Source organism: Micromonospora sp. NPDC085948 (assembly GCF_040686315.1).
GTDB lineage: Bacteria > Actinomycetota > Actinomycetes > Mycobacteriales > Micromonosporaceae > Micromonospora.
Map to the genome: position 1 here is coordinate 1 of NZ_JBFBJW010000013.1, position 17,716 is coordinate 17,716.

The following is a 17,716-nucleotide window of genomic DNA, read 5'->3' on the forward strand; positions in this document are numbered from 1 at the left end:
CCCGCACCTGCTGGGTGAAGCACGCCGGCACGGGCCACCCGAGGGCGACCGACTGACCAGGATTGGCTCAGCCGCAGGCACCTAGAGGCGGACGGCACCACAACTCCATGATCGACCCAGTGGCGGACCTTGGTGCGCATAGCATCGCGGGAGGAGCTTTGGGGGTTGTGCACAGGGCCGATGGTTATCCACAGGGCGCTGGGTTGGGGTCGGGGGATGGCGACGTGTTGCTGCAGATTCATGCGGCATGGCAGAGCGTTTGTATCGATACTCGGAGTTACTCGCGGCCGGCCTCAGTCGGGAGCAGGTACGGGGGCTGGCTGAGCTGTCCCGCCTGCACCGGATGTCGCGAAGCATCTACGCGCCGTCGGCCGATCAGGCCGGACGCCTGCCAGCGATCTTCCGACGACTACCCGCCACCGCCGTCGTAGGCTTCCAAACGGGCGCGCAACTGCACGGCTTCGGCGACGCCCGCAGCCCCGACGTGCACGTGATCGTGCCGGCAGGGGAGAACGTCCCGCGCATTCGGGGCGTCATCACCCACGAGGCGGTTCTGCCGGTGCGCGACCCCGTACTGCTGGCCGGGGTGCCCTGTGCGCCCGCCTCCAGGTGCGCGGTGGACCTGGCCCGGTCGTTGCACCGGATGGACGCGATGCCGCTACTGGACCTTAGCCTTCGCGTAGGCGCCTGCCGGCCCGAGGAACTCCGGATCGAGGTCGATCGGCACGCTCGTCTGCGTGGAGTCTGTCAGGCGCGTGATCTCGTGCCGCGCGCCGATCCCCGGGCAGAGTGCCGGCAGGAGAGCCAACTCCGCCTAGTACTGATTGACGGCGGCCTGCCACCGCCGGAGCCGCAGATCTGGGTCTCGGACAGCAACGGGATCCCGCTCTACCGCCTCGACCTTGGTTACCGGCAACACCGCGTCGGTGTCGAGTACGACGGTTCGTCCCATCTGGACCGCGCCCGCCTCCGGCACGATCGCTCTCGAATGAACTGGCTCGCCGCCAATGGCTGGCGCATGCGCCACTTCACCGACCTGGACCTCTACCGTCGCCCCGCCCACATCATCAGAACCCTAATCCCCCTCCTCGCCCCCTAACCGAACCGCCAATCCGCTGCCCCGCCCGGCCCCGCCAGTCCCGCCCCGCCCCGCCCCGCCCCGGACCGCGCTGCCCTCGGCCGGCCAGTCGATCATGGAGTTATGGGGTTTTCCAAAGGTGCAAAAGTAACCACAAGCCCCACCACAACTCCATGATCGACCCGGGCAGTGGGCAGTGACGCGGGCGGGGCAGGGGGTGGGGGTGGGTGGGTGGGGCTTGGGGTGACGGGGGTCACGGGTCTTGGTGGTGGCGTGGTTGTTGGGGACGGATGGTGTGGACGACGTGGAGGGGGACGAAACCGGCAAGGGCTGGCTTGCGATGGTTTGCCCGCTGGACGCTCGCGTGGAGGATGGCAGCGGCGGGTGCTTACAGAACCCTTAACCCGGGCCTGCGACGGTATGCCGGGGCAGGCCGAACTCGGGGGAGCGGAAACGTGCGGGTGCTGGTGGCGGACGACGAGCGGTTGTTGGCGGACACGGTGGCCGAAGGGCTGCGCCGCCTGTCGATGGCCGTCGACGTCTGCTACGACGGCGACGGCGCGCTGGAGCGGATCGGGGTCAACCGGTACGACGTCGCGGTGCTGGACCGGGACATGCCCGGGCACACCGGCGACGAGGTGTGCCGCAGCATCGCCGACTCACAGGTCGGCACCCGCGTGCTGCTGCTCACCGCGGCGGCCGGCATCCGGGACCGGGTGGAGGGGCTCGGGCTCGGTGCGGACGACTACCTGACCAAGCCGTTCGCCTTCGCCGAACTGGTGGCCCGGGTGCAGGCTCTTGGCCGACGGTCCACCCCGGCGCTGCCACCGGTGCTCAGCCAGGACGGCCTGACGCTGGATGTGGGCCGGCACGTGGCCACCCGCGACGGCCGGCCGCTCACCCTGAGCCCGAAGGAGTTCGCCGTGCTGCACGTGCTGCTGCGGGCCGAAGGTCAGGTGGTCAGCGCCGAGGAGTTGCTGGAGCAGGCCTGGGACGAGTTCGCCGACCCGTTCACGAACGCGGTACGGGTCACCGTGATGACTCTCCGGAAGAAGCTCGGCGATCCGACGATCATTCACACGGTTCCGAAGGCCGGCTACCGGATCGGCGGTACGGCGTGAGCTGGACGCCGCGACGTCGGGTGCTGCTCGTGGGCCTGCTGGCACTGCTGACGGGGCCGGTGCTCCCGACGATGGGCAAATGGCTGGCCGGGGTGACCTGGGACTGGGGGCAGCAGTTCTGCGACGTTCCCCTGCCCGGGCTCAGCACGGTGTGCGCCGAGGTGCGGCCGGGGGCGTTCGTGCTGCCCCTGGTGGCCGTACTGCTGGTGAGCGTTTCGGTCCTGGCGGCGCTCTGGTTCGGCGCGATGTGGTGCCTGCGCCCGGTCCGTGACCTGGCCGGGCCGATCGCGCACGTTGGCCCGCAGAACCTCGGTCACCGGATCCGCCCTCGGGGGCGCGACGAGCTGGCCCGGCTGTCCCGGGCGATCGACGAGATGATGGAACGCATCTCCGCGGGGTACGAGGGCCAGCGGCGGTTCGCGGCGAACGCCTCGCACGAGCTGCGTACCCCGCTGGCGGTGCAACGGACGCTCATCGAGGTCGGCATGGCCCAGGCGCTCTCCGGTGAACAGTTGGAGCTGCTGACCGCCCAGCTGCTGGAGACCAACGAGCGCAACGAACGGCTGATCGAGGGTCTGCTGGCGCTCAGCGAGAGTGACCAGGGCCTGCGGTCGCGGATACCGCAGCGGCTCGACGCGATCGTCGAGGCGGTGCTCGCCGGCTACCAGGACCGTGCCCGGGAAGCTGCGGTCACCATGGACACCCATCTCGCGCCCCGGATCGTGGTGGGCGAACGGGTGCTGTTGGAACGCCTGGTCAGCAACCTGGTGGAGAACGGGATCAAGTACAACCGGCGGGGCGGCTCGCTGACCGTCGCGGTGAGTGGGGTGCCCGCGTTGTCCGTGGTCAACACCGGTCAGCCCGTGCCGGCCGAGGCGGTGGCCGGTCTCTTCGAGCCGTTCCGCCGGCTGACCCGGGACCGCACCGCGCAGGGCGGAGGCGCCGGTCTCGGCCTGGCCATCGCCCGCTCGATCACCCAGGCGCACGACGGGATCATCGCGGCCCGCCCCGCCGAGCACGGCGGCCTACGGGTCGACGTCCAACTACCCAATGTGACCTAGCGCTCCACACCCTCGCTCCGGGTCCGCGTACGGCGGATCCGACCCGTGGTGCGCGCGAAAGGAGAAACCGATGTCACGCACCGTTGCCCAGACCTGGGTCGATGTGGAGGAGGCCGCCCGCTGGCTCGCCGGCCGCGTGGTCCGGACACCCGTGCTGCGGTCTCCGGTGATCGACAGTTTGGCCGGGGCGCGCGTCCTGCTCAAGGCGGAGAACCTCCAGGACGGCGGCTCGTACAAGATGCGTGGCGCGCTGCGGGCGGTGGGCCGGCTCGCCGCGGCCGGCCACCGAGGGGTGATCGCGCAGAGCACCGGCAACCACGCGGTGGCGGTGGCGTTGGCGGCCCGGCAGCACGGGATCGCGGCGACCGTGGTGCTGCCGGTCGACGCGGCACCGACGAAGGTCGACCGGGCCCGCGCGGCGGGGGCGCGCGTGGTGTTCGCCGGCACCGGCGTCGAGGAGCGGGTGGCGGTGGCCAACGGGCTCAACGACGAGAGCGGCCACCCCGTCGTCGACGCGTACGACCACCCGGACGTCATCGCCGGGCAGGGTACCGCCAGCCTCGAACTGATCGAGGAGGCCGAGCGCGTCGGCACACCGCTGGACACGCTCGTCGTACCGGTGGGTGGTGGTGGCGGGGTCGCGGGCGCCTGCCTGGCCGCGGCCGGCAGGGGCATCGAGGTGTACGGCGTGGAACCGGTCGGCTGTGACTCGCTCGCCCGTAGCCTGGCGGCCGGTGAGCGTGTCCCGGTCGCGCCGGTGCCCACGATCGCGGACGGGCTGCGGCCGTCCTGTGTGGGTGAGTTGCCGTTCGCGATCGTGCGGAACGAGCTGCGCGGGGTCGTCCGGGTCGACGACGACGAGATCGGGGCGGCGTTCCGGCTGATCCTGACGGAGCTGAAGGTGCTCGCCGAGCCGTCCGGGGCGGCCGGTCTGGCCGGCGCGCTTCGGCTCACCTCCGAAGCTGGTCGGCAGCGGACCATCGGGGTGGTGCTGACCGGCGGGAACGTGGAGCCGGCGTTGGTGGCCCGGTTGCTGGTTCCGCCGCCCGCCGAGCTGCCGAGCAGGGAAGCGGTGGCGGCGTGAGCGCGCCGACGCGGATCGGAATCCTGTTCGGTGGACCGTCGGCGGAGCACGAGGTGTCCTGCGCGTCCGCGCTCGGGGTGGCTCGGGCGCTCGGCGGCGGCGGGTACCGCACGCTCGCCATCGGCATCACCCGCGGCGGCGGTTTCCGGCTGGTGCCCGACGCGCTGCTGGCGCAGTTGCGGGACCGGCCGGCCGGCGAGCGGGCCATCGACGACCGCCTCCAGGTGACCGGTCCGGCCGTCGAGTTGCGGGCCGGTCCGCGTCCGGGTGTCGTGCAGGTGTCCGCGGGCAACGCCCCCGGCGCGGTGCACGCCGAGCTGGACGTGGTCTTCCCGGTGCTGCACGGCCCGTTCGGCGAGGACGGTGTGGTGCAGGGGCTGTTGGAGTCCCTCAACGTGCCGTACGTCGGGTGCGGCATCCTCGCCTCCGCGGTGGGGATGAACAAGGTGGCGATGAAGCGGGCGCTGCGCGCCGAGGACATCCCCGTCACCCCGTACGTCGCGTTCGACGCGCACACCTACCGGGCGTCCGACGACCCGGAGAAGCTGGTCCTCGGGCTGCGTCGGCCGCTCTTCGTGAAACCGGCGAACATGGGTTCCTCGATCGGCATCTCCCGCGTCGGCGAGGGCGACGACCTGGCCGCCGCCGTGGAGGAGGCGCTGCGCCACGACCAGCTCGTCCTGGTCGAGCAGGGGGTCACCGGCCGGGAGTTGGAGTGTGCGGTGCTCGGTGGCTGGCGTCCGGAGGCGTCGGCGGTGGGCGAGGTGCGGGTGGCCGGCGGGTGGTTCGACTACCAGCAGAAGTACTTCGGCGACGCCGACCCGATGATCGTCCCCGCCGTGTTGCCGGACGAGGTGACCGCGCGGGTCCGCGAGCTGTCGCTGCGGGCGTTCGCCGCGATCGGCGGCTGGGGTCTGGCCCGGGTCGACTTCTTCTACGACGAAAGGAGCGGTGAGCTGTACGTCAACGAACTGAACACCATGCCCGGATTCACGGCGCACTCGATGTATCCGAAGGTGTGGGCGGCCGCCGGTGTCGGGTACCGGGAGGTGGTGGACCGACTCGTCGAGTTGGCCCGTACCCGGCACGCGGAACGGACCGCCAACACCGGGGGGAGCGTCCGATGATCCTGCTCTCCGATCCCCGCGTGGCCGCGGTGCCCAGCGCCGACGACGGTGACCCGTTCGTGGACCTGCGTGAGCTGCCCGAGTTGCGGCTCGACGGCCGCGCGGCCGACCCGGCCGGGGCGTACGCCCGGCTGCGCGCCGCGGTCGTGGACCGCCTGCTGGCCGCGCAGCGTGCCCTGCCGGCCGGGATGCGTCTGCTGGTGGTGGAGGGATACCGGCCGTACCGGGCGCAGTTGGCCATCTTCACCGGCTACCGGGACGAGCTGCGCCGACGGCACCCGGACTGGTCCCCGCAGCGGCTGCACCGGGAGACCACCAAGTTCGTCTCGCCGGTCGAGGTGGCCCCGCACAGCACCGGCGGGGCGGTGGACCTGACGCTCTGCACCGACGACGGTGTGGAACTCGACCTGGGTACGGCCATCGACGCGACCCCGGAGGACAGCGACGACGCCTGTTTCACCGACGCGCCCACGATTTCCGCCACGGCCCGACGGCACCGGCAGATCATGGTGGACGCTCTCGGCGGCGCGGGGATGGTGAACTACCCGACCGAGTGGTGGCACTGGTCGTACGGCGACCGCTACTGGGCGCTGATCACCGGGGCGCCGCGCACCCGGTACGGGCCGGTGGACCTGGCCGCCGCCCGATCGGTGCCCGTTCCGGCTGAACGGTAGGGCGCTCCCGTCCGTACCAGGGGAGGAAGGACACCACCGAGGACGGGAGTGACGTCGATGAGGGTGCAGCGCAGGCACGTGCTGGCAGCGACCGTGGCGGTGCTCGCCGCGGCGGGCGTGGCGGTGGGGACCAACTTCGGCTTCGCCGACACCGCCCCGGCACGGTCGACCGTCTGCTCCGGCTCGGTCACCTTCTCGGCGGAGGGCGGTGCGCCGGCGGCGACCAGCGACCGCTTCCCGGTGGGTACCCGACTGCGGGTCACCAACCTGGACAACAACCGGGCGGCCACCGTGACCGTAACCGGCCCGTCGGGCAGTTGTGTGCTGCTCAACGCGGCCGCCATGGAGCTGGTCCGGGAGCCGGGCAAGAACGTGATCCGCCGCAACGTGGTGGAGCGGTTGGACGGTAGGGCGCCGTCGGCCGGGCAGTCGACCGCCGGCACGATCCGCCCCGGTGCGGCATCTCCCGGGGCGTCGGGTGCGGCTCCCCGCTCGGCGTGCTCCGGGGCGATCACCTTCTTCGCTGAGGGTGGCGCGCCGGCGGCGACCAGCGGCCAGTTCCCGGTGGGCACCCGGTTGCGGGTGACAAACCTGGACAACAACCGGGCGACCACGGTGACGGTGACCGGCCCGTCGGGCAGTTGTGTGCTGCTCAACTCCGCCGCGATGGACCAGATCCGCGAGCCCGGCAAGAACCTGGTCCGCCGCAACACCGTCGAGGTGCTGCGCTGAGGCCGGCCCTCAGTCGGACTGCCAGGTGCCGTCGTCGCGGACCCGGGCGGGGGCGCGGCCGAGCAGCAGCGTGGTGAGCGCCGCGTCGATGGTGTCGCCGAGGAACCACTCGCCGGCCTGGTCGAGGGCGAAGACCCGGCCGCGCTCGTCCACCGCCAGGATGCTGTCCTGTTGCTCGGTGCCGATCGGAAAGAGTCGTACGCCGAGCACCGCCCCGAAGTCCGCGAGGGTGTCGGCGGTGTGCGCGACGGTGTGTGGGCGGATGTCGAACCGGGAGATCCACACCTGCTCGCCGCGACCGCGTCGGGCACCGACCAGGCTGGGGAACGCGGTCAGCGCCTCGACGGCGGCGGGGAAGACCGCGTGCTGGTGGGCCACCCCCCGCACCGCGGTGACGTCCCGCACGGCCGCGGCAGCCATGATCTGATCGCCGATGTGTGGTCGCCAACCCGCCGCGACCAGCGCGTTGGCGACCTCCGCCGGGAAGCGGCCAGGGTCGGGGTCGGGTTCCGCCGGGGCACGCCAGGTCTCGGTGTACGCCCGTGCCGACTCCGGCAGGACGTTGGCGCGCACCAGGAACGTGATGCACGAATCGCAGGGCAGCTCGGCGGGGCCGCCAGCCGGGTCACCCGGCTCCCGGACCCGGAAGATCTCGAACCGGGCGTCCGCCAGCAGTGCCGCCGCCTCGGCCCGCCCCATCGGCGCGATGCCCTCGGCGGCCCGGCGGTGGTCGTACTCGTGTAGGACGTCGGAGACCACGATCAGCTCGGCGTGGGCGTCGCCCCCGCGGACCAGGTCGCCCGGGGGCAACTGGTCGAGGTAGGTGCGGACCAGCGGGTGATGGTTGAGCGGGACGGCCGCCCTGGTGCCCTGGGCCGTCCAGATCCGGCCTTCGAGGGTCAGGTGCGCGGTGGTGTTCGGGGTGGCGATCCGATGGATCTCCCGGACCAGCAGACTCGACGGGTCGACGGTGCGGGGAGCGCTCGGCCCGGCCGGCTGGCTGCGTCGGTACAGATCCGCCACCACGTCGCTCGGCACCCGCGGCCAGGTGGTGACCTTGCCGGTCTGCTTGTCGATGACCGTCGTCGGCAGGTCCCCGGGGATCGTGCGCACCTCGGTGGGGACGACGGAGGTGATGACGAAGCCGAGGTCGAACTCGTCGACCATCGCCGTGCACTCGTGGCCGAGGCGCTGCGAGTCGCGGCGGGCCCAGGTGGCCGCGAGCTGCTCGGCCTGCTGACGGTCGATCACACTCTGAAACTACCGGATTACACGAATCGATGGCGGCCGGTATGGTGCTGCTCTACCGACGGTGACGGGAGGGGCAGCGGTGAGCGAACACGCGGACCGGCACGCCAACCGCGAGCTACGGGCCAGATTCGACGACGTGTACGGGCAGTACCAGCAGCTCAGGTCCGGTTTGGACGACTTGCAGACGCGCCTCGCCGAGTTGCGGGTGACCCGGCGGTCGGCCGACGGCCAGGTGACCGCAACCGTGGGCGCCCAGGGTCAGTTGATTGAGGTCGAGGTGACGCCGGCCGTCTACCGCGAGCGGGACGCCGCGGCGCTCGGCCGGAAAATCACCGAAACGATCCGGAGCGCCGCGACCGCCGCCGCCGACGCCACCCGTGACCTCGTCGCCGAGGTTATGCCGGCCGGCTCCGGGTCGGCGGACTTCCTGCGCACCGGAGATTACGCCGCGCTGCTCGGCCGGGCCGACACCGTTCTCGGCCGGGGCGCGGGGCAGCCATGACCGACGGACAGCTCTGGCTCGACCCGTCCCGCGCCCGCAGCGGCGGTGCCGACCTGGCGCTCGCTGGTGAGGCGGTAGCGGCCCGACGAGCGGCGGAAGGCGGCGCGATCGAGGCCGCCAGCGGCGCCCGGCCGTGGGGTCGCGACGACATCGGCGCCGCGTTCGAGCGCAACTACCGCGGGTTCGAGCAGACCGTGCTGCGGGCCTGGGCGGGCGTCGGGCACCGGCTCACCGAGTTGGGCGGCGACGTGGTCCGCGCCGTCGACGCGAGCGTGCAGACCGACGGGGGCAGCGCGGCCCGGTTCGGTCGGGCCGCCGACAGGCGCTGACGGCCGGCGACTGCGATGAGTGTGCTGCCGAGCCCGATTCCGCACCCGCTGGACCACGCACCCTGGGACGTGCCGGGCTGGATCTACGAAGCCCTGGACTGGGTGGTCGGCGTGCAGTGGCCGGAGGGCAACGAGCGGGCGGTCTGGGACGTCGCCGACCAGTGGTACGCGATCGCCGGCGTCCTCTCCGGCCCGTACACCGATGCCGCCACGGCCGCCGCCGACGTGCACGACGGGTACGGCCGTGTCGGGGCGGTCGACGCGGCGTTCGAGGCGGCCTGGCGGGCGATCGCCGAGGGTGCCGACGCCCCGCTGCCCGTGCTCCTCGCGGTCACCGCCGACCTGGGTCGGCTGGTCGAGGAGTGCGGCTGCGACATCGAGGGCGCCAAGCTGGAGGTCTGGATCGAGCTGGGCATCCTGGTCGTCGAGTTGCTCGCGGTCGCGGTCGCGGCGGTGCTCACCGCGGGTGCGGCAAGCCCGGCGGCCGGCGCGGCCATCACCGCGACCCGGCTGCTGGTGCAACAGATCTTCAAGCGGCTGATGGGCCAACTCGCCAGCAAATCCCTCAAACACGGGCTCAAGGAGGCCGGCGAGCGGGCGGCCAAGGAGGTCACCCGGGGTGGTGTGCGCGGTTTCGCCAGGCGGGCCGGCCGGGAGGGACTGGAGGAAGCCGCCGAGGAGGCCGGGGTCACCCTGGCCACCCAGGCGTACCAGAACTCCACCGGGCGGGCACACGGCCTGGACCTGACCGACCTCGGCGCGTCGGCGGTCGGTGGCCTCGCCGGCGGGGCGGTGGCGCCGCTGGCTGGGCTGGGCCGACACGCGACCGGGCGGGTGGCGCGGGTCGGGGAGCACCTGGGGCGGGAGATGACCGGCGAGGTGCTCGCCGACAGCGCTGCCAGCCTGGCCACCGGTCAGGGACTGACCTCCCTGGAGGACGTGGCGCGCGCCGCCGCCTCCGGGGCCACCGGTTCGGCCACCGGGCAGACCGACCACGCGCTGCGCGCCCGGCTCGACGCGCAGGCCGACGCCCTCGCCGGGGCGTCGTTCACCGGCCCCTCCCTCCCTTCCGTGGCACCGGTCGCCGGCGATCCGTCCGCCTCGGGGACGTCCCGGCCGGCCGATGCTTGGGCGGGTACGGCCACGTCGGCAGCGGGTGTGGGATCGTCCACGGTGGCCGCGAGCGCGGCGGGTTCGAATGGCATGGTCTCGGCTCCGAGCATCCCGGCGCAGGCGACGCCCCTCGCCGCCACGTCGCCACCGGACCACGGGTTGCCGCCGCGCGTCGATTCGCCGGGCGTCTCCACGGCGCAGCCGACCGCCACCGCCGTGGACCTGCACGTGTCGACACCACCGTCGGTCAACGCGCTGTCCGACGTGGACACCCCGATGCCGTCGACGGAGGGGCCTCTCCTGAAGGAGGCCAGCGCCACACCCACGATCGCGGCCGATCCGACGCCGTCGTCGGCGGCCGCCGACCCAAGGCCGTCGCCGGTGGCAGCTCCCGGGCAACCGTTGGCCGTTGCTCCCGGAGTCTCGCCGATGGCGGCTCCCGGGATGCCGTCGCCGGTCGGTCCCGGGGTCTCGCCGGTGGCCGCTCCTGGGCTGTCGTCGGCAGTCGCTCCCGGGCTCTCGTCGGTGGCCGCACCCGTGGCCGGGGCCTTCGCGCCGACCAGCGGGCCGGCCACCGGGCCGACCAGCGGGCCGACCAGCGGGCCGACCAGCGGGCCGACCAGCGGGCCGGCCACCGGGGTCGCGCCGGGCCACGTCGGCAACCCGCCGCACGCCACCACCTACGGCCCGGTCGCCTGGTCACTGTCGACCGCCACGCCGACGCCGACGACCACCGCCGGCCCGACAGCGCCGGTCACCGTCGCCAACCCGGAGGTGGGACGACTGCTCGCCCCGGCGCGGGAGCGGCGCGCGCCGGATCATCCGGCCCGGGGCAGGGCGTCCGTCCCCGCCGAGGTCGTGGCGTTCGGCGATCCGGTGACGCCCACGACCGACACCATCGACTGGTACGCCGCGCAGTGGGCCGCCGAGGCGGAAGCCGCCGAGCGGCGGCGCTACCACGGCCACCACCAAACGCAGCGGACCGGGTTCGAGCGCAATCGCCGGCAGGCCGAGGCCACCCGACTGCGCGCCCGGGCCGCCGAGCACGATCGCCGGGCCACCGAGTACGCCGCCTACGCCCGACAACTGCACCAGGCTGGTCACCGGCAGTGGGCCGACGGCTGGCAGTGGGCCGCGAACGACGAGACACAGGCGTACGCCCAGTGGCGTGACCTGGCGGACGCGGTGCTGGCCGGCACCACGGCGCCGCCGGTCGTGGACATCGGCGCCACCGCCTTCGAACACGCCAACCGGGACGTCGGCGCGCTCGCACTCGGCGCGGTGGAGACCTCCGGTCCGTCCCGGCTCACCGGCGACGACACACCCCCGCCGATCGACGACTCCCGGCCGTACGGGCAGCCGGGAGGACTGCGTCCACCGCTCGCCCTGCACCAGGTCGACGTCGAACGGCAGATGCCCCGCGAGTCGGACGGCACCGTCACCCGCACCGCCGATCCCCGCCGGGGCGGCTGGTTCCGGCTGTTGAACGACGGAGGTCCCAGGGCCGACGCCACCCGGGGCATCAACTGCCTGGACTGCACGCTGTCGATGTTCGAAACCTGGGTGCACGGCCGGCCGCGGGTGTCGGCCCCGCGCACCTTCGACGGCTACCTGGACGGGGACATCCGACGCCCGATCCGTGGTGAAGCAGGCGGCCCGGGCCGGGTCGAGGACGTGACCGGCGGGCGCTTCCAGCGGCTCCTCGCCCCGCCGTCCGGGCAACGCTCGTACGGCGAGCAGGCACGGCAGGCCGCCGACCGGAGCTACCGCAACCTGCACGACCAACTGTTGCTGGGCGGCCACGGCAGCTACGCGTTCCTGGTCACCGAGTGGCCGCACGGCGGTTCGCACGCGTGGGTGGCGCTCAACCAGAACGGCACGGTGCTCTACGTCGACCCGCAGAACGGCGTGGTCCGGGACCGGCCGTTGTACCCCGACGTGGTCGGCATCGACTCGCTGGTACTGGGCGGCGACGGCCGGCCGATGCCGCTCAGCGGGCTGCCCCGCGGCCGGTTCAGTGAGCGGCCCGACCTGCCGAACCACCCGTCGGCGGACGGCGACGGCGGCCACGGCGACCCGTACATCAACCGGATGTATCTGCTGCTGGACGGTCCGGGCTCGGTGAGTGCGGGCGACGGCGAGCCCGCCGAGGACTCGTCCGGCGCTGTCCCGCGGCAGCCGCCGGCAGGTGACAGCCCGGCCCGGGTCGTCTCGATGGCCGCCAGTCTGGACGAGATCTTCACCGCCGGCGTGAGTCCGGCCGAGTTCGCGGAGGTGGTCGACCCGCCCAGCCTTCGTCGGCTGGTCCCGGAGTTGGACGACGCGTCGGCGCGGGATGTGGTGCGGCTGTTCGCCGACGGCCGGGTCCGCGACGTGCTCGACAGCATTGGGCGGGAGCCGCCCGCGAACGAGCCAGGGCTGGCCGAGAGCCTGACCCGGCAGCTGGTGCGGCATCCAGATCTCGCACGTCTGATCCTGTCCACGCCCGAACTCGCGAACTCGCTGACCGCGCGCCCGTTGACCCTCTATCACCTGGCGAGTCATCAGCAGGCCATCGACGTCCTCGCCGAGGTGCTCGACGACGTCGCCCGGCAAGAGGCTGCCGGCCTGGAGGCATCGACGCCCCCGGGTCGGACTGACAGAGATGTAGGCCGTCCACAGCCAACGCCGCTGACTGATGACCAGCGGCAGACCAGCTTGAGCATTCAGATCCCGGATGATCCGGTAGTCCAGCCCGGTTTTGACAAGCGCCGTCAGGCTGACGCGACCTATCGCGAGCAGTATCTCGACAATCTCTATGCGGCGGCGGTCGATGCGCAGGCGGAGCTGAACCAGTTGGCGGTATCGCTCGCACACGTGGACGATCGTCTCGTCGGTGAGCCTGGCTGGCGCGTTCAACCCAAGATTCGTTCTCGAGCCGAGGACAAGGTGGACAAATACCAGGGCGACACGTCTAAGTTGCTCGATCTGGCTGCCGCAAAGGTCGAGTTTCGCAACCTCGACGACCTCTACGCCGCGCTCGAGCGGATACGGGACCACCCTGACGTTGCGATCGTGAGTTTCCAGGACCGCTTCATGTCTCCCCAGGACAGCGGCTACCGGGACGTGCAGCTCGTACTGCGAACACGTAACGACCACCTTGCCGAGTTCCGTCTGCACCTGGCTGCGCTTGACGCCGTGGCGGTCTGGGAGCATGCGCTGTATGAGGTACGCCGCGATGTGGATGCCCTGGCCCGAGCCCAGGGCCGAGCCTTGACGAGGCGCGAGGGAGCGATCGCAGAGGGGATCCTTCAGCGCGAGCAACAGTTGTTCTGGCAGGCATTGCAGTCGACCTACGAGGGGAATGCTTGATGACCCAGATGCCAGGCCTGGTGCTGCCGTCCTACTACCTTTATTACCAGTCGCCGGTGAAGATCGTAGAGACGCCCGACGGTGGTGTCAGGGTGTGGCGGGTTGCCATCGATACTGGCGGCTGGCACGAGAAAAATGACCTGTTCGCCGAGATCGTCTTCGATGTCGGGGGAGAGGTTTTCCGGCGGACGCCTGAAGAATTCGTGCAGGAGGTAGAGCGCTTCCGGGCTCACCATCTCGAGGGCGAGGGGCCGATCTTCGCTCTCTACGACACCTTGCAGGCGGTCAGGGAGGTAGCAAAGGCCGAGAATCGTCATCTGACGCCGAAGGAGCAGGCCATCATTCGTGGTATTCGGCAGCGGACCTTTGTCATGTTCGAGGAGCAGCTTCGCGCGGCGGGCGATCCTGGCGCGGACCCCGAGATAGCGAGGGCGGAGGCCAGCGGCGGATAGGGCCTTGCCTGGCGGTGGGTTGCCGTTGTCGTCCGGAGCGGACGGCGTGGGTGGCGGCCGACCGGGTCGAATAGCATCGACGGATGGCGAGTTCCGACCCGCAGAGCAAGTGGCCCAACCTCTGGGCGTGGCCGGTGGGCATCCTGATCGGACTGGCGATCGGCATCCCCTCGTTCGGCTCGACCGGCGGCGTGGCCTTCGGTGTGGCCCTCGGCATTGCCTTCGCGATGGCCCTCGGCGCGGCGAAGGGGCGAACCGATGGCGACCCCGCGAAGGGTGGCCCGGACGGTGGTGCCGCCCGGGACGGTACCGAAGGTCGGCGGCGAGGGTGATCGACTCGGGTTCGGCGATGTCGGGCATTCGCCGCCGTGGGACAGCCCGACGTCAATGACGTCGAGTGGATCATGGCGAGCGGTGGCCTCGACGCCGAGGGACGTGGCGACGCCGGGCAGTGTTGCCGAGGCGGTGGCCGTACAGGAGGAGTTGCGGCCGCTTGTCGACCTGGTCGGGCCGGGGCCCAGCGCACCGGAGACGGTGGCCGGCCTGGATGTCGCGTACTCCCAGGGTGGTGACCTGCTGGCGGCGGCCGTGACGGTGCTGGATGCCCGGACGTTGGTCGTGGTGGACTCGGCGGTCTGTGTGGGGCGGCCGGCGTTCGATTACGTGCCGGGGCTGTTCGCCTTCCGTGAGTTGCCTGCGTTGCTCAGCGCATTGGACCGCCTGGCCACGATCCCGGATCTGCTGGTGTGCGACGGGCACGGGTTGGCGCATCCGCGTCGGTTCGGGCTCGCCTGCCACCTCGGCGTGGTCACCGGGTTGCCCGCGATCGGGGTGGGCAAGACGCCGCTGGTCGGGACGTGGGATCCGCCGGCCGCCGAGCGGGGTGCCTGGTCGCCGCTGCTAGACGGTGGTGACGTCGTCGGCCGGGTGCTCCGCACCCAGGACGGCGTGAAGCCGGTCTTCGTCAGCGTCGGACATCGAATGAGCCTGGAGAACGCGACCGCGCAGGTGCTCGCGTTGACCCCGCGGTTCCGGCTGCCGGAGACCACCCGCACGTCCGACCGACTCTGCCGCGACGCCCTCTCCCGGGCGGAGCACCCGCACTGACCCGACGTCCTGCCCGGAGTGAAACCACGTGTGAGCAGGTCGTCGGGCCGGGTCCGAAACCGTAACGCGGCACACGTCCGGGCCGCTCTGTGACCGGCGGGGTGGATGGGGCGGTAGTAGCCTGGCCCGCGGACCCCACCCGGGGAGACGGCGAGGTGATCATGACGGTGCGTCGACGCGCGGCACGGCTCGCGGCGGTCTGCGGTCTGGTGGGCGGCCTGGTGATGCTCGGCGCGTCGCCCGCGCTGGCCGAAGGCGACTCGGTCCGGGTGGGTGCGGCCAGCAGCTTCACCGCCGGTGGTTCCGCCCAGGGGGTGAACGTGGCGGTGCGCAAGCGCACCGACGGCTGCGTCCTGCTGCGTACCGGAGTGGTTCTCAACCTGGGGGGTCTCCAGCCGGACCAGGTGAAGGTCGAGGTCAACGCGGGCAGGCAGTGGCTCCCGGTGGCGGTGAGCGGCGGTGGCGGCAACGTGGGGACCGTGCAGACGACGCCTTTGAAGCCCACCCTGTGCAAGGGCAAGGGCATCACCGTGCGGTACCGGGTGACCTTCGATGCGGCTGTCCCGGGTGGCCGGCTCATCGTGATCGGCGTGGGCTTCAACGCGGCCGGTCTGGAGCTCGGCCGGGGCAGCGACACGGCGAAGGTGAACGGCGCGCGGGTCACCCCCTCGCCGACGCCGTCGAAGAAGGCGACGCCCACCCCGAGTCCGACCGACGTCGCGATTGTCGACGACGCGGTGACGCCGGCCGCGCTGGCCGGCACCTCTGGTGCGCCGGACACCTCGGCGGCCGCCGCGGCCTCGTCCGGCACCTCGCCGGTGATGATCTTCGGCATCGTCATGGTGGCGATCGGGTTGCTGCTCATCGTGCTGCTGTTCCGTCGCTCGCGCCAGGATCGCCGGCCGTCCGACGAGCCGACCGGCACGCTGCCGGGCAACCCCGGCGGCACCACCTACCGGGCCGGCGGTGGGTCGCCGGCCACGCCCGGTCGCCCTGGCCAGGTGTACGGCCAGCAGCCGCCGCCCGCCGGTCCGGGCGCCGCGCCACTCCCACGCCCGGGCGCCATGCCATTCCCGCGCCCGGCCGCGGGTCCGGGTGCTGTGCCGTCCCCGCCCCCGGCCGCCGGTGGCGTCTACGGTGCTCGGCCCGCAGCAGGTGCGCCCCCGGAGGCGACGCAGCCGATGCCGGGAGCGCCGGAAAACCGCCAACCGCCCGGGGATCCGCCCCCCGACGATGGTGGTCGCACGGTGATCATGCCCCGGCTCCCCGGCTGAGCGGGGCTCGACCCCGGCCCTCCGTTACGCTCAGGCTCGGTGTCTACCTGCGGCCAAGGAGTGGAACACGTGTCTGATCTGTCCCAGATTGTGAAGGCGTACGACGTCCGAGGGACGGTGCCGGACCAGTGGGACGAACGGGTCGCCGAGGCGCTGGGAGCCGCGTTCACGCAGCTGCTCAACGCCACCGAGGAGCCGGGTGACGCGGTGGTCGTCGGGTACGACATGCGCGCCACCTCGCCCGGACTGGCCGCCGCGTTCGCCGCCGGCGTACGGGCCGAGGGCCGCTCGGTGATCGAGATCGGGCTGGCCTCCACCGACCTGCTCTACTTCGCCTCCGGCTCGCTCGACCTGCCCGGCGCGATGTTCACCGCCAGCCACAACCCCGCCCAGTACAACGGCATCAAGATGTGCCGCTCCGGCGCGCGCCCGATCGGCCAGGAGAGTGGTCTGGCGGAGATCCGGGAGCGGGCCCAGGCGCTGCTGGACTCGGGCGAGGCCCGCCCCGCCGGTACGCCCACCCGGCCGGCCGAGCGGCGCGACCTGCTGCCCGACTATGCCGGCTACCTGCGCAAGCTGGTCGACCTCTCGGGCATCCGGCCGTTGAAGGTCGTCGTCGACGCCGGCAACGGGATGGGTGGCTTCACCGTCCCCACCGTGCTGGGCGACGCCGCTCTGTCGCCGCTGCCGCTGGAGATCGTTCCGCTCTACTTCGAGTTGGACGGCACCTTCCCCAACCACGAGGCCAACCCACTGGATCCGGCGAACCTGGTCGACCTCCAGCGCGCGGTGGTGGAGCACGGGGCCGACATCGGGTTGGCCTTCGACGGTGACGCCGACAGGTGCTTCGTGGTGGACGAGCGTGGCGAGCCGGTCTCGCCGTCGGCGATCACCGCCCTCGTCGCCGCACGGGAGTTGGCCAAGCACCCCGGCTCCACAGTGATCCACGGCCTGATCACCTCCAGCGCGGTCGCGGAGATCATCCGTGAGCACGGTGGGAAGCCCGTCGTCGCCCGGGTCGGGCACTCCTTCATCAAGGCGGAGATGGCCCGGACCAACGCTGTCTTTGGCGGCGAGCACTCCGCGCACTACTACTTCCGGGACTTCTGGTTCGCCGACACCGGGATGCTCGCGGCGATGCACACCCTGGCCGCGCTGGGCGAGCAGTCGCTGCCGCTGTCCGTGCTGGCCGGCGAGTACGAGCGCTACATCGCCTCCGGCGAGATCAACTCGACGGTGGCCGACCAGGCGGCGGCGGTGGCCGAGGTGCGGGCCGCGTACCCCGACGCGGTGACCGACGAGATGGACGGCCTCACTCTGCGGTTCCCCGACGGCGCGTGGTTCAACCTGCGCGCCTCCAACACCGAGCCGCTGCTGCGGCTCAACGTCGAGGCGCCTACCCGCGAGCGGATGGTCTCGCTCCGGGACGACGTGCTCGACCGCGTTCGCCGATAAGATCG

At 72.1% G+C, this 17,716-nt stretch carries 16 protein-coding genes; 15 read left to right on the forward strand and 1 reads right to left on the reverse strand.

Annotated features, from left to right (window positions below; genetic code table 11):
* Positions 1–247 precede the first annotated feature (247 nt).
* The 7 genes from AB0O48_RS26515 to AB0O48_RS26545 all read left to right on the forward strand — a co-directional run bounded on the left by AB0O48_RS26515 (position 248) and on the right by AB0O48_RS26545 (position 6,877).
* On the forward strand, positions 248–1,099 hold the full coding sequence (locus AB0O48_RS26515) for a DUF559 domain-containing protein (RefSeq protein ID WP_357572405.1): 852 nt from the start codon (positions 248–250) through the stop codon (positions 1,097–1,099).
* A 434-nt stretch (positions 1,100–1,533) separates the two neighbouring features.
* Positions 1,534–2,199 (forward strand): response regulator transcription factor, encoded by a 666-nt coding sequence (locus AB0O48_RS26520; protein ID WP_357241945.1) that lies wholly within the window; start codon positions 1,534–1,536, stop codon positions 2,197–2,199.
* Positions 2,196–3,260: a HAMP domain-containing sensor histidine kinase gene (locus AB0O48_RS26525; protein ID WP_365068984.1), complete on the forward strand. Its 1,065-nt coding sequence runs from the start codon at positions 2,196–2,198 to the stop codon at positions 3,258–3,260. The genes AB0O48_RS26520 and AB0O48_RS26525 overlap by 4 nt, the downstream gene beginning before the upstream one ends.
* A 70-nt stretch (positions 3,261–3,330) precedes the next feature.
* Positions 3,331–4,344 carry a pyridoxal-phosphate dependent enzyme gene (locus AB0O48_RS26530; RefSeq protein ID WP_365068986.1) on the forward strand — a complete coding sequence of 338 codons (1,014 nt, stop codon included), beginning with the start codon at positions 3,331–3,333 and terminating at the stop codon, positions 4,342–4,344.
* The gene (locus AB0O48_RS26535; protein ID WP_357572408.1) at positions 4,341–5,471 is read left to right on the forward strand and encodes a D-alanine--D-alanine ligase family protein; all 1,131 of its coding nucleotides are present in this window, start codon (positions 4,341–4,343) and stop codon (positions 5,469–5,471) included. Before AB0O48_RS26530 ends, AB0O48_RS26535 begins: the two co-directional genes overlap by 4 nt.
* A complete protein-coding gene (locus AB0O48_RS26540; RefSeq protein WP_357241956.1) occupies positions 5,468–6,145 on the forward strand; it encodes a M15 family metallopeptidase in 678 nt (225 codons plus the stop codon). The genes AB0O48_RS26535 and AB0O48_RS26540 overlap by 4 nt, the downstream gene beginning before the upstream one ends.
* A 57-nt stretch (positions 6,146–6,202) precedes the next feature.
* Complete coding sequence (locus AB0O48_RS26545; RefSeq protein ID WP_365068989.1) at positions 6,203–6,877, forward strand: hypothetical protein; 675 nt, start codon at positions 6,203–6,205, stop codon at positions 6,875–6,877.
* A 9-nt stretch (positions 6,878–6,886) separates the two neighbouring features.
* Here the strand turns inward: AB0O48_RS26545 and AB0O48_RS26550 are convergent, their stop codons facing one another.
* On the reverse strand, positions 6,887–8,128 hold the full coding sequence (locus AB0O48_RS26550) for an SUKH-3 domain-containing protein (protein WP_365068991.1): 1,242 nt from the start codon (positions 8,126–8,128) through the stop codon (positions 6,887–6,889).
* A gap of 79 nt (positions 8,129–8,207) precedes the next feature.
* Here AB0O48_RS26550 and AB0O48_RS26555 point away from each other — a divergent pair, with 79 nt between their 5' ends.
* The 8 genes from AB0O48_RS26555 (at position 8,208) to AB0O48_RS26590 (ending at position 17,711) form a co-directional block, all read left to right on the forward strand.
* Positions 8,208–8,630 (forward strand): YbaB/EbfC family nucleoid-associated protein, encoded by a 423-nt coding sequence (locus tag AB0O48_RS26555; RefSeq protein WP_365068993.1) that lies wholly within the window; start codon positions 8,208–8,210, stop codon positions 8,628–8,630.
* The gene (locus tag AB0O48_RS26560) at positions 8,627–8,959 is read left to right on the forward strand and encodes a hypothetical protein (RefSeq protein WP_357241968.1); all 333 of its coding nucleotides are present in this window, start codon (positions 8,627–8,629) and stop codon (positions 8,957–8,959) included. Before AB0O48_RS26555 ends, AB0O48_RS26560 begins: the two co-directional genes overlap by 4 nt.
* A 15-nt stretch (positions 8,960–8,974) precedes the next feature.
* The gene (locus AB0O48_RS26565; protein ID WP_365068996.1) at positions 8,975–13,423 is read left to right on the forward strand and encodes a toxin glutamine deamidase domain-containing protein; all 4,449 of its coding nucleotides are present in this window, start codon (positions 8,975–8,977) and stop codon (positions 13,421–13,423) included.
* Positions 13,423–13,875, forward strand: a complete 453-nt coding sequence (locus AB0O48_RS26570) for a hypothetical protein (RefSeq protein WP_365068998.1) — start codon at positions 13,423–13,425, stop codon at positions 13,873–13,875. The genes AB0O48_RS26565 and AB0O48_RS26570 overlap by 1 nt, the downstream gene beginning before the upstream one ends.
* 83 nt (positions 13,876–13,958) lie before the next feature.
* Positions 13,959–14,207, forward strand: coding sequence for a hypothetical protein (locus AB0O48_RS26575; RefSeq protein ID WP_357241978.1), 249 nt, complete (start codon positions 13,959–13,961; stop codon positions 14,205–14,207).
* 82 nt (positions 14,208–14,289) lie between these two features.
* Positions 14,290–14,982 (forward strand): endonuclease V, encoded by a 693-nt coding sequence (locus AB0O48_RS26580; RefSeq protein WP_365069001.1) that lies wholly within the window; start codon positions 14,290–14,292, stop codon positions 14,980–14,982.
* 155 nt (positions 14,983–15,137) lie between these two features.
* On the forward strand, positions 15,138–16,256 hold the full coding sequence (locus AB0O48_RS26585; RefSeq protein WP_365069003.1) for a hypothetical protein: 1,119 nt from the start codon (positions 15,138–15,140) through the stop codon (positions 16,254–16,256).
* Between the two features lie 69 nt (positions 16,257–16,325).
* Complete coding sequence (locus tag AB0O48_RS26590; RefSeq protein WP_365069005.1) at positions 16,326–17,711, forward strand: phosphomannomutase/phosphoglucomutase; 1,386 nt, start codon at positions 16,326–16,328, stop codon at positions 17,709–17,711.
* Positions 17,712–17,716 lie beyond the last annotated feature (5 nt).